The sequence below is a fragment of the Tenacibaculum crassostreae genome, from assembly GCF_964512405.1.
In the GTDB taxonomy this organism is placed as follows: domain Bacteria; phylum Bacteroidota; class Bacteroidia; order Flavobacteriales; family Flavobacteriaceae; genus Polaribacter; species Polaribacter crassostreae.
This window is the reverse complement of sequence record NZ_CAZELE010000003.1, coordinates 498,114-514,322: the sequence shown is the minus strand read 5'-3', so window position 1 is coordinate 514,322 and position 16,209 is coordinate 498,114. Positions and strand designations below refer to the sequence as shown.

Annotated in this window: 13 protein-coding genes; 10 read left to right on the top strand and 3 right to left on the bottom strand. The window is 31.4% G+C overall.

Annotated features, from left to right (window positions below):
* Positions 1–2: 2 nt before the first annotated feature.
* Positions 3–944, top strand: coding sequence for a hydrogen peroxide-inducible genes activator (locus ACKTST_RS04690; protein WP_408046576.1), 942 nt, complete (start codon positions 3–5; stop codon positions 942–944).
* 70 nt (positions 945–1,014) lie between these two features.
* On the opposite strand, the gene ACKTST_RS04685 is transcribed toward ACKTST_RS04690, so the two are convergent.
* A complete protein-coding gene (locus ACKTST_RS04685) occupies positions 1,015–2,907 on the bottom strand; it encodes a SulP family inorganic anion transporter (RefSeq protein WP_408046575.1) in 1,893 nt (630 codons plus the stop codon).
* Positions 2,908–3,121: 214 nt separating this feature from the next.
* On the opposite strand from ACKTST_RS04685, the gene pyrR reads away from it, so the two are divergent.
* The 5 genes from pyrR to ACKTST_RS04660 are packed head-to-tail and all read left to right on the top strand — an operon-like array spanning position 3,122 to position 6,272.
* Positions 3,122–3,676, top strand: a complete 555-nt coding sequence (gene pyrR, locus ACKTST_RS04680) for a bifunctional pyr operon transcriptional regulator/uracil phosphoribosyltransferase PyrR (RefSeq protein WP_408046574.1) — start codon at positions 3,122–3,124, stop codon at positions 3,674–3,676.
* A gap of 24 nt (positions 3,677–3,700) precedes the next feature.
* On the top strand, positions 3,701–4,633 hold the full coding sequence (locus tag ACKTST_RS04675) for an aspartate carbamoyltransferase catalytic subunit (RefSeq protein ID WP_408046573.1): 933 nt from the start codon (positions 3,701–3,703) through the stop codon (positions 4,631–4,633).
* Positions 4,634–4,635: 2 nt separating this feature from the next.
* Complete coding sequence (locus tag ACKTST_RS04670; protein WP_408046572.1) at positions 4,636–4,968, top strand: hypothetical protein; 333 nt, start codon at positions 4,636–4,638, stop codon at positions 4,966–4,968.
* 41 nt (positions 4,969–5,009) lie between these two features.
* Positions 5,010–5,330 carry a T9SS type A sorting domain-containing protein gene (locus ACKTST_RS04665; RefSeq protein ID WP_408046571.1) on the top strand — a complete coding sequence of 107 codons (321 nt, stop codon included), beginning with the start codon at positions 5,010–5,012 and terminating at the stop codon, positions 5,328–5,330.
* On the top strand, positions 5,331–6,272 hold the full coding sequence (locus ACKTST_RS04660; RefSeq protein WP_408046570.1) for a ribonuclease Z: 942 nt from the start codon (positions 5,331–5,333) through the stop codon (positions 6,270–6,272).
* Here the strand turns inward: ACKTST_RS04660 and ACKTST_RS04655 are convergent.
* Positions 6,269–6,631, bottom strand: coding sequence for a CoA-binding protein (locus tag ACKTST_RS04655; protein WP_408046569.1), 363 nt, complete (start codon positions 6,629–6,631; stop codon positions 6,269–6,271). The genes ACKTST_RS04660 and ACKTST_RS04655 overlap by 4 nt on opposite strands.
* 95 nt (positions 6,632–6,726) lie before the next feature.
* Here ACKTST_RS04655 and ACKTST_RS04650 point away from each other — a divergent pair, with 95 nt between their 5' ends.
* On the top strand, positions 6,727–9,123 hold the full coding sequence (locus ACKTST_RS04650; RefSeq protein WP_408046568.1) for a TonB-dependent receptor domain-containing protein: 2,397 nt from the start codon (positions 6,727–6,729) through the stop codon (positions 9,121–9,123).
* An 86-nt stretch (positions 9,124–9,209) separates the two neighbouring features.
* A complete protein-coding gene (locus tag ACKTST_RS04645; protein ID WP_408046567.1) occupies positions 9,210–11,582 on the top strand; it encodes a TonB-dependent receptor domain-containing protein in 2,373 nt (790 codons plus the stop codon).
* A gap of 55 nt (positions 11,583–11,637) precedes the next feature.
* Here the strand turns inward: ACKTST_RS04645 and ACKTST_RS04640 are convergent, their stop codons facing one another.
* Complete coding sequence (locus ACKTST_RS04640) at positions 11,638–12,645, bottom strand: 3-oxoacyl-ACP synthase III family protein (RefSeq protein ID WP_408046566.1); 1,008 nt, start codon at positions 12,643–12,645, stop codon at positions 11,638–11,640.
* Between the two features lie 190 nt (positions 12,646–12,835).
* Between ACKTST_RS04640 and ACKTST_RS04635 the strand changes: the two genes are divergently transcribed.
* Both ACKTST_RS04635 and htpG read left to right on the top strand, forming a co-directional pair.
* The gene (locus tag ACKTST_RS04635) at positions 12,836–14,083 is read left to right on the top strand and encodes an MFS transporter (RefSeq protein ID WP_408046565.1); all 1,248 of its coding nucleotides are present in this window, start codon (positions 12,836–12,838) and stop codon (positions 14,081–14,083) included.
* Positions 14,084–14,247: 164 nt separating this feature from the next.
* Complete coding sequence (htpG, locus tag ACKTST_RS04630) at positions 14,248–16,137, top strand: molecular chaperone HtpG (protein ID WP_408046564.1); 1,890 nt, start codon at positions 14,248–14,250, stop codon at positions 16,135–16,137.
* Positions 16,138–16,209: the final 72 nt, after the last annotated feature.

Sequence of the window (16,209 nt, the reverse complement as noted above, 5' to 3'; positions counted from 1 at the left end):
AAATGACTATCACGCAATTAAAATATACACTAGCAGTTGCTGAATATAAAAACTTTACTATTGCTGCAGAACATTGTTTTGTTACCCAACCAACGCTAAGCATGCAAATTCAAAAGTTGGAAGAAGAATTGGATGCGAAAATTTTTAATCGCTCTAAAAAACCTATTGAATTAACTGAAGTTGGTAAGCGAATTGTAGAACAAGCTAAGGTTATTGTTGATGAAAGCAATCGAATTATTGATATTGTTCATCAGCAAAAAGGATATGTTGGAGGTGAATTTAAATTAGGAATCATTCCCACTATTATGCCAACACTACTTCCTATGTTTTTAAAAACATTCAGTAGAAATTACCCAAAAGTACAATTGGTAATTGAGGAATTAACTACCGAAGAAATTGTACGAAAATTAATGGATGGTCATATTGATGCTGCCATAGCTGCTACTCCGTTAGAAAACGAAGCAATTAAAGAACGTGTTTTATATTATGAGCCTTTTGTGGGATTGGTACCTAGTGAACACAGATTATTTAATCAACAAAAAATAAAAATTGATGATTTAGAAGTTGATGATATTTTATTGTTAGAAGATGGTCACTGCTTTAAAGACAGTGTTATCAACCTTTGTAGAACTAACAAAAGAAGTACTACGCATCATTTTCAATTAGAAAGCGGAAGCTTTGACACACTTATCAAACTTTCAAAAGATGGCTTAGGAATGACGCTACTTCCGTATTTAAATACCTTAGACTTAAACGAAAAAGATAAAACCCATTTAAGAGAGTTTGAAACGCCACCTCCTGCGCGTGAAGTAAGTTTAATTTACCATAAATCACAATTAAAAATGCAATTAATTGAAGCCTTAAAAAATACTATTGATAGTGTTATTAGAGGAGCTATTGCTTTTAGCGATGTGGAAATAATAAGTCCGCTTCAAAAGAATTAAAACATAAAAAATCCCGCAGATAGCGGGATTTTTATACTATTTAAACCAATATTTTGGCATCGTTCTGCGATTAAAAACTATATTCAGATAAAGGCTTTGGAAACTTTTCAGGGTTCGCTGCTAAATGATAACGAGGATCATCTATAGCTTCTTCAATAACATCCGTAAAAATTGGACTTGCCTTATATAATAACACTTTACAATCTTCACTTAAATGCTTTAAGGTTACCTTCTTCCCCACTGCTTGATACTTTTCTACCAATAAAAAGATTGCTTCAATAGCAGAATGATCAGAAATACGAGATTCAACAAAATCTATCTCAACATTAGCTGGGTCGTTTTTAATGTCAAATTTTTCATTAAAAGCTGTAATGCTTCCGAAGAATAAAGGACCCCATATTTCATAAACTTTGGTTCCGTCTTCTTTAAAACGTTTTCTCGCTCTAATTTTCTTAGCATTTTCCCAAGCAAAAACTAAAGCAGATATAATAACTCCAACAAATACTGCAATTGCTAAATCGAAAATTACAGTTACTGCCGATACAATTATTAATACAATGGCATCCGATTTTGGAATCTTATTCATGATTCTAAAACTAGACCATGCAAAGGTATCAATCACCATCATAAACATTACTCCTACTAACGCAGCAATAGGAACTTGCTCGATATACTTATCAGCAAAAAGGATAAAAATTAGTAATGTAACCGCCATCATAACTCCCGATAAACGTCCTCTACCACCAGCGTTTACATTAATTACAGTTTGACCAATCATTCCGCAACCGCCAGTTCCACCAAACAATCCGCTCAACATATTTCCTGCACCCTGAGCAACACATTCTTTATTTCCATCCCCTCTAGAGTCTGTCAACTCATCCACTAAATTCATAGTCATCAAGGTTTCAATCAATCCTACAGAAGCCGCTAAAAAGGCGTAGGGTGCGATAAACTTTAACGTATCTAAATTAAAAGGCAAGTGACTCCAAAGTTCTGCTAAATTCATTTTTTTAGAAATTTCATCAAACCCGTTTAAACCAGCTCCACCTCCATCTCTAATAAAATCTCCAACATTAATAGACTCTAATCCTCCAATGATTGAAACAAACGTAACAATTAAAATAGCTGTTAATGCTGCCGGAACTTTTGTTGTTAATTTAGGCAACAACCAAATAATTAACATGGTTAACAGTACCAAACCAATCATCGTATATAGTTTTGTTCCTTGTAAGGTTGATTTTACAACTCCACTATCTTTAACAGAATAAAATCCGTCTTTTTCAATATTATATACCACTTTTTTAGTTTTTGCATCGAAAACTTGAATATCTGACTTTACAAAAACCTCTTGGTTCGTTTGACTATTGATAACTGAATTTCCTTGGATTGAAAACAATTCAGTTCCTGATGCTAAATCTTTCACTTGATTATTTTCTACCTGATATACCAATTCTTTCGATTGAGTTTTACGCATGTTTTGTCCGAAAATATCCTTCTTATTTTCTTTGAACATTCCAAGCTGGGCTATAAAAATCACTACTGCTAAACCGTTTACAAACCCCATCATTACAGGGTGTGGAATTAATCTAACCAGCTTCCCAAGTTTAAAAACTCCTGCTAGTACTTGTATAATCCCCATTAAAACAACAGCCGCTAATAAATAGAAGTATCCCATGTTTTCAACAGGTGTATCAAACAACAATCCTTTTGCGTGCCCTTCTTGTATCATGTTTACAAAAATTACAGCAACAGCACCTGCTGCACCAGAAATTAAACCAGGTCTACCTCCAAAAATTGCTGAAATAATTCCAATCATAAAAGCTCCAAAAAGCGCTACAATAGGACTTATTTGAGCCACAAATGCAAAAGCAACAACTTCTGGTATCATAGCAAGTGATACGGTTATACCTGCTAAAGAATCGTCTTTAATGTTAATCTTCTTACTTTTAATGTATTTCATCATATCTAATCCGTCTTTTATTGGCTATATTTAGAAAAATAACAAAGAATTTAGCACCCTTTGTTCATTCTAAATCTCACAATGTGAGTAAAAGTCCGCAAATGTAAAGATTATTTTATAGACGCTCTTTTATGTTTCAGTAAGTTTAATTTTGTCAACGTAATTTTTTAGCTTATTTTTGAACGTTGAACTATCAAACCAATTTTGATAGCAAAACATGAGCAGAAAAACACTACTTACTTCGAAAGAAATTGAAATCATTCTGCATCGATTAGCGTGTCAGTTAATCGAGAATCACAACGACTTTTCTAATACCGTTTTAATAGGATTACAACCAAGAGGTACTTATTTAGCAAATCGCTTAACTAAGATACTTAAAGAAGAATATCGTATTAAAGACTTACAATTAGGCTTATTAGACATTACTTTTTACCGTGATGATTTTCGCAGAAGAGAAGCACCGCTTGAAGCTACTTCAACTCAAATAGATTTTTTGATTGAAGGAAAAAAAGTGGTGATTATTGATGATGTTTTATACTCAGGAAGAAGCGTTAGAAGTGCGTTAACAGCATTACAATCGTATGGTAGACCTGATAGTATTGAGTTGTTAGTACTTATCGACCGTCGTTTTAGTCGTCATTTACCAATTCAACCAAATTATAGAGGACGACAAGTAGATGCTATTAACGAAGAAAAAGTAGTAGTTAACTGGCAAGAAACTCATAAAAAAGACACAATTTATCTAGAACCCAAGCCTTCTAAGCTTGATTAGTTATGATTAAAAAAATAAACTAAAATGAAGCAGTTAAGCGTTGAACATTTATTAGGAATTAAATACCTTAACAAAAATGACCTTGAGCTTATTTTTGAAACTGCTGCTCATTTTAAAGAAGTCATTAACCGACCTATAAAAAAGGTTCCTTCGTTACGTGATATTACCATTGCTAATTTATTTTTTGAAAATAGTACACGTACCAAACTATCGTTTGAATTAGCTGAAAAGCGTCTTTCAGCCGATGTTATTAACTTTTCAGCAAGTCAATCTTCTGTAAAAAAAGGAGAAACTTTAATTGATACTGTAAACAACATTTTATCAATGAAAGTTGATATTGTTGTGATGCGTCACTCAAATGTTGGAGCAGGAATTTTCTTATCAAAACATGTAGATGCAAAAATCATCAATGCTGGTGATGGTACTCACGAACATCCAACCCAAGCATTGCTAGATAGCTTTTCGATGAGAGAAGCTTTGAACAGTGATTTAAAAGGTAAAAAGATTTTAATTGTAGGTGATGTTTTGCACTCTCGTGTAGCTTTATCAAATATTTTTGCCTTACAATTACAGGGAGCTAAAGTTAAAGTTTGTGGTCCAACAACTTTAATTCCTCGTTACATTTCAACCCTAGGCGTTGAGGTAGAAACCAATCTTAAAAAAGCATTAGAATGGTGTGATGTTGCCAATGTTTTACGTGTGCAGCACGAACGAATGGATATAAAATATTTTCCTTCTACAAGAGAATACACCCAACTTTTCGGAATTAACAAAGAGATTTTAGACAACCTTGGCAAGAAGATTGTTATCATGCACCCAGGACCTATAAATCGCGGTGTAGAATTAACAAGTGATGTAGCAGACAGTAATCAATCTATCATTTTAAATCAGGTAGAAAACGGGGTTGCTGTTCGTATGGCTGTTATATATTTGTTAGCACAGCAAATTAAAAGATAATTATGAAAATAGAACATAAAGCTGATTATACTTTAGTAACTTCTGACGAAGATTCTTTTTCTGATTTTTTTAGAAACTTTGAAAGTGAATATCAAAATTTCACAGGAAAAAACCTGATTCTTGCAATTTCACAACATTTTAATATTGCCAACAAAAATATTTTGCTATTTTTGAAATATGCTCATGAACATCAAGATAATGGCATGTCTTTTGTATTAATTGTAAAAGATGTGGATATTGATGAATTTCCTGAAACATTCAACATTGTTCCTACTTTAGTAGAAGCAGAAGATGTTATTGAAATGGAAAACATTCAACGAGATTTAGGTTTTTAACCTTATTTTAGTAATTATTCATTCCCCCTAAATGATAATCTATGGCAAAAAAAATACTTTTATTAACTTTCTTATTCTCGATTACATTTGGTTTTTCGCAAGAAAAATCAATCGATAAGTTGGTTGCATCCCCTAACCCTTTTACTAATAGTACTACTATTTACTTTAACGCAAAAAATGATCAAACAGTATTTTTAACTGTTAGAAATGTGTTAGGTAAAACAATTTATAGTAAAGAATTAAAAGTTGTTAAAGGACGAAATTCTTTTCCGTTTCAACGTAACGATTTAAAATCTGGAATGTACATTTATGCAATTCAAAGTAATAATGAAATAATTTCAAAACGCTTTGTAATTCGATAAATGAGTTTACACTTAACTATTTTAGGTTGTCATTCTGCAACCCCTAGAGTTAATGCTTATCCTACTGCCCAATATTTAGAAATTAACAATCGTCATTTTTTGATTGATTGTGGAGAAGGCACGCAACGACAAATGCGAAAATATAAAGTTGGTTTTTCTAAAATCAACCATATTTTCATCTCTCATTTGCATGGCGATCATTTTTTTGGTTTGGTTGGATTGATTTCTACATTCGGAATTTTAAATAGAGAAAAAGAATTACACATCTACGGTCCAAAAGGAATTAAAGAAGTAACCACACTTCAATTAAAAATTTCTAAGTCATGGACAAAATATCCTATTGTTTTTCACGAATTAACTTCAAAAGAAAGTGAACTTATTTTTGAAGATGATAAAGTTTCTGTAAGAACCATTCCTCTTGATCATAGAGTTTACACAAATGGTTTTCTATTTACCGAAAAGCCTAAGCTTAGAAAGTTACTTCTTGAAAATATTCAGCAATATGATGAAATAGAAACCTGTGATTTTCATAATATAAAAGCTGGAAAAGACTTTGTATTATCAACTGGAGAGGTAATTCCTAACAACGAACTTACAATAGATCCTCCAAAACCACTAAGCTATGCTTTTTGCAGTGATACGGCTTACAAACCTACAATTGTTCCGATAATTGAAAATGTAGATTTGTTATATCATGAAGCTACTTTTTTAAAGGATAGAGAAGATTTATGTGAGAAAACAAAACATTCTACTGCAGAACAAGCAGCATCAATTGCTCATCAGGCAAATGCTAAAAAATTAATAATTGGTCATTATTCCAGCAGATATAACAACATAGAAGATTTTAAAGCTGAAGCTCAAACAGTTTTTAAAAATGTTGAATTAGCTGAAGCTGGTAAACAATACAGCAACAACTCTTTTCCTGTAGAAATTCTAAATTAATACTGACCAGTAGACAACAGCACTAAGGTACACGCTATTTCACTTTCTATTTTATGCTCTTTTAAAACAGCCATAAACTCAGCATTTTCTGTTCCTGGATTAAAAATTACTCTTCGAGGTTTCAAACTTATAATATAATCGTAGTATTCAACTTGTCGAGTAGGATTCAGATATAACGTAACTGTATCAATATCTAAAAATTCTTTTTTATCTGTTTCAATCGTAACATTACCAACTTTCCCTTTTTTCAACCCTACAGCAACAGTTTTTATATTGTTATCTGTCAATCTTTTAATGGCAATATTTGAATATCGAACAGGATTTAATGAAGCCCCAAGTACCAATGTTGTCTTTTTCATTTTTGTTAATAATACGTTAAACTCTGTTAAACTAGGTAACAAAGATACACTACAAGAAGTCTATTAGACATTAAAACAATTCAAAAAACACCAAAATGAAAAACATATTACTAGTGCTTTTAGCTGTATTTAGTACTGGCGTATTTGCCCAAATGCCTAAAAGTAACCTTCCTAAACCAGGTGAAATTTCTGGTAAGGTCGTAGATCAAACAACCAAACAACCTCTACCTTATGTTAATATTATAATCAAAGATGCTGCCAAAAAAATTGTTACTGGAGGTATTACCGATGATAACGGTTTATTTGCAATAAAAAATATTCCTGAAGGAAACAGTACTGTTGAAGTTCAGTTTATAGGATACAAAACTGTTAGTAAACCTATTAGTGTTACTAATAAAAATAGAAAAATTGATTTAGGAGTTATCGGTTTAAGTGAAGATGCTACCACTTTAGACGAAGTTGAAGTACGTGCAGAAACCTCATCAGTAACTCAAAAAGTTGATAGAAAAGTAATTAATGTTGGTAAAGATTTAACTTCGGCAGGAGCCACGGCTTCTGAATTGTTAAACAATGTGCAATCGGTAAGTGTAGATAGCCAATCAGGAAACATTAGCTTACGTGGTAACGAAAATGTACGTGTACTAGTTGACGGTAAACCTACTAACATTCCTGCTGCGCAACTTTTAAAGCAAATTCCGTCTACATCAATTAAAAGTGTTGAATTAATTACCAACCCTTCTGCTAAATACAACCCTGAAGGAATGAGTGGAATTATCAATATCATTTTAAATAAAAATGCTAATATGGGCTTTAACGGTTCTATTAACACAGGTGTTGAAGCTGGTCATTTTGTTCGTTATAATGCTTCTACCAACATGAATTACAAAACTGGAAAAGTTAACTTCTTTGGTAACTACGGGTATAATGGTGGTGAAAGATATAACTTTGGATTTGTTAGTAGACCTGGAACAAATTATCAAGATTTTGTTTTTACAAATGATAACCAATCTCACTTATTAAAATTAGGTGCTGATATTTATTTAGATGACAAAAACACTTTGTCTTTTTACACAACACAAAACTGGTTTGATAGTAGTGCTGGTGGACGTGCAATAATATCAGACAGTAATGGTGATTTAATAGAAAACTCACCTAACACTCAAAATAACGAAAGTCATAATCAAGCATATAATGTAAATTATAAACACGATTTTGACAAAGAAGGGCACAATATTGAATTTGAAGCTAACTTTTCAAAAAATGAGTCTCCTAATTTTTTAGAAAATAGATTTTTACAAAACTCTCAACCTGACTATATCAATGATATTAATAATACAAGAGAAAATACATTATTAAATTTAGATTATACAAACCCTATATCAAAAAACGGAAAGTTAGAACTTGGGTTAGAATATAGAGTTGACCAAACGGATAATACCAACGAAACTACTCAAGTTGGCTTTAGCAATTCTTCTTTCAAATACGATAGAGATATTTATTCAGCATATATTAACTACGGACATAAATTCGGAAAATTAAATATGCAATTAGGTGCACGTTTAGAACAGTATAACATAGAAGGTGTATTTAATCAAGAAGGTGAAGCAACCGAAACCGTAAAAGACGATATTTTTACTATTTACCCGTCAGCTTTTTTCACATTCAATCCATCTGATAAAAATCAATTTCAGTTAAGCTATAGTAAAAGAGTTGACAGACCAGGAATCCAACAAGTAAACCCGATTAGAGAATGGAGTACTCCGTTAATCACTTCAGTTGGAAATCCTGATCTAGTACCTCAATTCACTAATTCTTTTGAATTTAACTACACAAGAAAAATTAAAGGAGGATCTATTACTATTGGAAGTTTTTACAGAAATATTAATGATGTAATTAACAGAGCAACATATAAAGACCCAAGTGATGATAACGACGTAAGACAAATATTAACTTTCGCTAACTTTGATGATACAGACGCATATGGTTTAGAATTCTCTGCTAACTACAAAATTGCTAAGTGGTGGCGTGCCAATGCTAGTATGGATTATTACTCACAAAAACAATTCGGCACTACCGATTTAAGTGATCCTAATGCACCTACTACAGAGGTTAAAACAGATATTTTTAATGCTAGAATAAGCAATAGCTTTACAGTTAATAAAAATTTACGTTTACAATTATTTGCGATGTATAGAGGTCCAAGAGAAGACATTCAATGGAATGTAAAACCTATGAAAATGGTAAACTTAGGAGCTAACTACAGCATACTAAAAGGTAAAGGAAATTTAACTTTTAGAGTAAATGATATTTTTAACACTATGAGATTTAAGTTTGATTCTACAAGACCTTTTGTTCAAAACGGGCGATTTAAATGGGAAAGTAGGACTACCTACATCGGATTTAACTACCGATTCGGAGGTGGTAAAAACAAAGCTAAACAACGTAGAAGAAGAGATAATAACGAGAAACAAGGTGGTGGAGGTTTCTTTTAAAACCTATTAAACTTCAAAAAAATAAAAAAACTGATGTAAAAAACATCAGTTTTTTTATTTTTAGAGAAATATTTAAGTCCCTTCGAATGAAAAAATTGCTATTAATAATTGTAACATTAAGTATACAATTATGCTTTTCACAAAATTATCAAGTTACAGGTAAAATACTAGACAAAAACACTAACAAACCTTTACCATATGTAACCATTACTTGTAAAACTACTACAAAAAAAATACTTACAGGTACGATTTCTGATAATGATGGTAATTTTATAATTAAAAAACTGCCAGAAGAAAAACTTTCTTTAGTTTTTCAGTTTATAGGTTTTAAAACAATAAACAAACAGTTAACTATTCAAGGTAATATTGATTTAGGTTCTATTTTTTTAGAAGAGGAAACCTCTTCTTTGGATGAGATAGAAATTCAAGGAGAAGCATCAACAATTATTCAGAAAATAGATAGAAAAATAATTAATGTAGGTAACGATTTAATTTCTGCTGGAGCTACTTCTTTAGAAATGTTAGAAAACATTCCTTCTGTTAGTGTAAATCATTTATCTGGAAGTATAAGTCTTAGAGGAAACGAAAATGTTAGAGTTCTTATTAATGGAAAACTGTCTAACATTAATACCGAACAATTATTAAAACAAATCCCTTCAAACACGGTAAAAAGTATTGAAATCATCACAAATCCTTCTGCGAAATACAATCCAGAAGGGATGAGTGGAATTATAAACTTAATCCTTAAAAAAAACACAACGATAGGTTTTAACGGAACCATTACAACAGGATTACAGCATAGTAAAAATACTAGACCTGAAATTTCTCTGAATACAAATTATAAAGTAGGAATTTCTAATTTTTACGCTAATTACAATACTAGTTGGGGAGATTATGAAACGATTAACAATTTAAACCGTACAGAATCTAATATTTTTCAAAATATTAATTTTCTAAACAATTCTAAAGTGCATAGCTTTAAACTAGGGGTTGATTTAGATTTAAACTCAAAAAGTGTATTATCGCTTTATACAAATCAAAATTTTGATACTAATAGTTTAAACACACACACATTAGTTAACGAAAACAATAACTTAACTTTTAATAATAATAGTATTTCAACCTACAAACAAAAAGACCATTCTTACAATATAGATTACCTCTATAATTTTGATGATAATGGGCAAAACTTAGAAATAGAATTAAACCATTCTATAACTAACAATCCTGAAAACACAATTAACTCTGAAATAGTTAACCCAACATCAAAACAATATAATTACACAAATTCTATTAAAGATACTCGTAAATTATGGTTATTAAATATTGACTATATAAAACCAATAAAATCGGGAAAATTAGAATTTGGTTTAGAGTATAGAAAACAAGATTTTCACAATCAGATAATTACTGACCAAGAAACCGCTATAAATACCTCAACAAATTTACAAGCTGTTGGAAATACTTCGCTAGATTACAACCGCAATATATATTCGGCTTATATTAATTTTAATAAAGAATATAAAAAATTCGCTTTTCAAACTGGCTTAAGGTTTGAGTATTTCTATTTAGAGGCTTTGTTTTCTAACACAGAACAAGGTAATACTCCTTTAAACGACCAAATTTTCAGCATCTACCCATCAATTTCTTTCAATTATAACATAACTGAAAAAGATGAAATGCAATTAGCATATAGTAGAAGGGTAGATCGTCCTTCTGCACACCAAGTAACACCTATCCAAGAATGGAACTCTCCTTTAACCATTTCAAGAGGAAACCTAAATTTAACACCTCAGTTTACAAACTCTTTAGAATTAAACTACACAAAAACAATTACCAAAGGCTACATCTCTTTCGGAACATTTTACAGACGAACAAACGATAAAATAGGTAGAATTCTTAAACAAGACGAATCGATTTCTAATAGAGTTATTTCTTCTTTCACAAATTATGATTTTGCCGATAGTTATGGAATTGAATTATCGGCAAGTTTCAAACCAAAAAAATGGTGGACGCTAAGACCTTCATTTGAAACTTACATTCAAGATTCTCAAGGAATTTTAAACAACGTGTTTTTAACTGTCAAAAACACTATATACAAAGCACGTGTTAGTAATTCGATTAAAGCATCTAAAAAACTTAGTTTTCAACTATCTGCAATTCATACCGGAAAGAGACAAAACATACAATATACCGTTAAACCTTATACAATGATAAATGCTGGAGCAAGATTAACAGTACTAGATGGAAAAGGAAAAATAACTCTTAGAGGTACCGATATTTTTAACAATGTGAATTTTGATTATTCTACAAACAATCCATTCAATCAAACTGGAAAATATATTTTAGAATACAACTCTATTTATCTTGGGTTTTCCTATAACTTCGGAAGTGGAAAAAATAAACAAAAAGGAAGAAAATATAGGGATGACAACGAATCTCAAGGAGGTATGTTTTAATAAAAAATCCGAAGGTTAAAACTTCGGATTTTTTATTTTATATAAAGATGATTTATTACCAACGAATCACTACAGACCCCCAAGTAAACCCACTACCGAAAGCAGCTAACACTACTAAATCTCCATCATTTATCTTACCTTTTTCCCATGCTTCAGTTAATGCAATAATAACAGATGCAGCGGTTGTATTTCCATACTTCATAATGTTATTAAACACTTTATCATCTGACAATTGGAACTTCTTCTGAATGAATTGAGCAATACGTAAATTCGCTTGATGCGGAATTAACATATCAATATCTTCTTTTTGTAAACCGTTTGCTTGCAAACCTTCTACAATAGCTTCAGAAAAACGAACTACCGCATGTTTAAATACAAACTGCCCGTTCATATAAGGATAATAAGAAGTATCATCTGGATCATTCTCTTCCATAATAGCATCTACCCATCTTCCTGTAGAAGGACCTATTAAAGCTAACTCTTTAGCATGCTTTCCTTCAGAATGTAAGTGAGAAGATAAAATTCCTTTTCCTTCCTCTTCACTACGAGATAAAACAGCAGCTCCTGCTCCATCACCAAAAATTACAGTCACCCCTCTACCTCTTGTAGATTTTTCTAAACCTCCAGAATGATTTTCAGAACCAATTACAAGAATATTTTTATACATTCCTGTTTTAATAAATTGATCTGCTACCGAAAGCGAGTAAATAAAACCAGAACACTGGTTACGAACATCTAACGCACCAATGGTAGGCATATCTAATAAATCTTGAATCTGAACTCCACCTCCTGGGAAATATAATTCAGGACTTAACGTAGCAAAAATGATAAAATCGATATCATCTTTTGTTAATCCTGCTCTTTCAATAGCTATTTTAGCAGCTTTAGCCCCCATAACTGAAGTAGTATCTTCAGTTTTTGGGTCAATCCAACGACGCTCTTTAATCCCAGTTCTCTCTTGAATCCATTCATCACTAGTTTCCATAAACTGAGTTAAATCATCGTTAGTCACCACGTTCTCAGGAACATAATAACCTAAACCTGTAATTTTTGAATTATACATATTTTTGTATCAATCTTTTTATTAAAATATAAATTATAACAAACAAAAATAATAATTAATTTATTACTCAACAATTTACTTAAAATAAACTCTTACTATTTTCGCCAAAAACAAATCATTTCTTGCAAGTTATACAACTTATCATTGAAATTTTGTTCTTTACACAAAAAAGTATTTTCTTAGACGTCTTATGAATCCTAAAAAAATATTTCATTTAATCTTATTTATTTTAGCAGCTGAGGTAATTTACACCTTGCCTTATGGAATTATACGAATTTTTAGACCCACATTTTTATATGCTTTTAATATTTCAAATACTGATATGGGCTATTGTTATACTTTATACGGAATTACCGCTTTAGCTTCTTATTTTTCTGGAGGGATCATAGCTGATAAATACCAACCAAAGTTTTTAATATTTTCAGGATTACTACTCACCAGTTTAGGAGGTTTTATTTGGGTTTTGATTCCTTCATTAACTACACTTTATATGCTTTATATTTATTGGGGAATCACAACTATTTTTTTCTTTTGGTCACCTGTAATTAAAGCTGTTCGTATATGGGGAGATAATAATAAACAAATAACTGGTTTTGGTTTTTTTGAGGGTGGTAGAGGTACTGTAGCCGCCTTAATAGGAACTTTAGGAGTTTTTATTTATGCCACTTCAATACCAAATATTGAGCTATCAAAAGAACAACTACAAATAGCTGTGAAAAAAGTTTATTTTATCGTATCTATTATAAGCATGCTTTTAGCAGGTTTGTTTTTATTATTACCTAATTATACTAGCAATGAAAAAAGTAAAATAATAACTACTAAAAGTTATAAATACAATGTTTTAAAATCATTACAATATCCTGTCGTTTGGATGTTAATGTTAATTATTCTATCGGCATATACAAGTTATAGAATAGGAGATATTTTCACACAATATGCTAGTGAAATATACCATTACAATGAAAAAGAATCTGCTACTTTAGGAGTATTTTTTGCTTACCTAAGACCCCTAGTATGTTTAATTATAGTGTTTTTAGCAAAAAATACTAATCCTACCAAATGGTTAATTATTGGTTTTATTATTATGACTTTAGGCAGCTTGTTGCTTACATTAAACCTTAATTTATCTATAACACATGTAGCGGGGTTAGCTTCTTTTGTTAGTACTTTAATTGGAGCATACGTGATAAGAGTTATATATTTTACCATTTTAGAAGAAACAAAAATACCTTTAACAATTACAGGAACCGTTATCGGTATAATATCTATCATTGGCTTTTTTCCCGATGTTTTTATAGGACCTTTAACAGGCTACTATTTAGATGAAATAGGAGGAAAAATAGGGTATCTATATCTATTCATTTTTCTTTTAGCAAACTCAATAATAGGTTTATTATCCTCTATATTACTACATAAAACCATAAAAGCAAAACGATAACCACTGTCATCTTGTCACTATACGTGCTTTGGTATTTTTTTTGTCCACTTTATCATCAGAAAAAACTAATTGTCATTTCGAGTCAATTTTCAAAGAATAAGAAAATTTGTATCGAGAAACCTCGACTCTACTCGATTTGACATCCATAAAATAAACATATAATTATGAGCAAAGGAAACATTAATGTATCGGTAGAAAATATATTTCCACTGATTAAAAAATTCTTGTATTCTGATCACGAAATCTTTTTACGTGAGTTAATTTCTAACGGAACTGACGCAACTACAAAACTAAAACACCTTATTTCTATTGGTGAAGCTGAGGTAGAATATGGTAATCCGCAGATTGAAATTAAAATTGATAAAGACAATAAAACACTTCATATTATCGATCAAGGTTTGGGTATGACCGCTGATGAGGTTGAAAAATACATCAATCAAATTGCCTTTTCTGGTGCTGAAGAGTTTTTAGAGAAGTACAAAGACTCTAATAACGAAACAGGTGTTATTGGTCATTTCGGACTAGGTTTTTACTCAGCATTTATGGTGGCTGATAAAGTAGAAATCATCACTAAATCGTTTAAAGACGAACCTGCTGCTCACTGGACTTGTGACGGTTCTCCTGAATATACGTTAGTTGAACATGACAAAACAGAAAGAGGTACTGAAATTATTTTACACATTTCAGAAGATGAAAAAGACTTTTTAGAAGATTCTAAAATTTCTGGTTTATTGACTAAATACAATCGTTTCAACCAAATTCCAATTAAATTCGGAACAAAAGAAGAAACCTTACCATTGCCAGAAGACGCTGCTAAAGATGCAAAACCAGAAAAGATTACTGTAGATAATATCATCAACAATACTGAACCTGCTTGGACTAAAAAACCAGCCGATTTAGAAGCTGACGACTATACAAAGTTCTATCGAGAATTGTATCCAATGCAGTTTGAGGAACCTTTATTCCACATTCACTTAAATGTTGATTATCCGTTTAACTTAACAGGTATTTTATACTTCCCGCGTTTGTCGCAAAACATGGATATTCAAAAGGATAAAATTCAGTTATATCAAAACCAAGTATTTGTTACCGATAATGTAGAAGGAATTGTACCTGATTTCTTACAAATGTTAAAGGGTGTAATTGATTCTCCAGATATTCCATTAAATGTATCGCGTTCGTATTTACAAGCTGATGGAGCTGTTAAGAAAATCTCTGGATATATTACCAAGAAAGTAGCCGATAAACTTTCTTCTTTATTCAAAAACAACCGTGAAGATTTTGAGCAAAAGTGGAACGACATTAAAGTAATTATCGAATACGGAATGTTATCAGAAGAAAAATTCTTTGATAAGGCTAAAAAGTTCGCTTTGTATCCGACGGTAAACGATACGTATTTTACGTTTGATGAATTGGTTGAAAAGACCAAAGATGCACAAACCGACAAGGACGGAAACCACATCATTTTATATGCTGCCAATAAAGACGCACAACACAGTTATATTGAAGATGCCAAAGCAAAAGGATATGAAGTAGTTTTATTAGACTCTCCTATTGTAAGCCATTTAATGCAAAAGTTAGAAATGGAATCGGGTGATGCTAAAGTACAGTTTAAGCGTGTAGATGCTGATGCTATCGATAATTTAATCAAGAAAGACGATACGGTAATTTCTAAACTTTCTGAGGAAGAAAAAGAGAAATTAAAACCAGTTATTGAAGGAGCTGTAAACAACTCTAGTTACACAGTTCAATTAGAGGCGATGGATTCTTCTGCTTCTCCATTTATTATTACTGTCCCAGAATTTATGCGTCGTATGAAAGAAATGCAAGCTTCTGGTGGTGGCGGAATGATGGGAATGGGTAATTTACCTGAAATGTACAATTTGGTAGTTAACACCAACCACGAATTAGTAAGTGAGATTTTAAATGCTGATGAAGACAAACAAAAACAATTGGTTTCTCAAGCGTTTGATTTAGCTAAATTATCTCAAAACTTATTACACGGTGAAGAGCTAACCAACTTTATAAAACGTTCGTACGAATTGATAAAATAGTAGTGAATCACCACAGATAAATTATAAACCTCTTTGAATACACAAAGAGGTTTTTGTTTTAACAAATTCTTA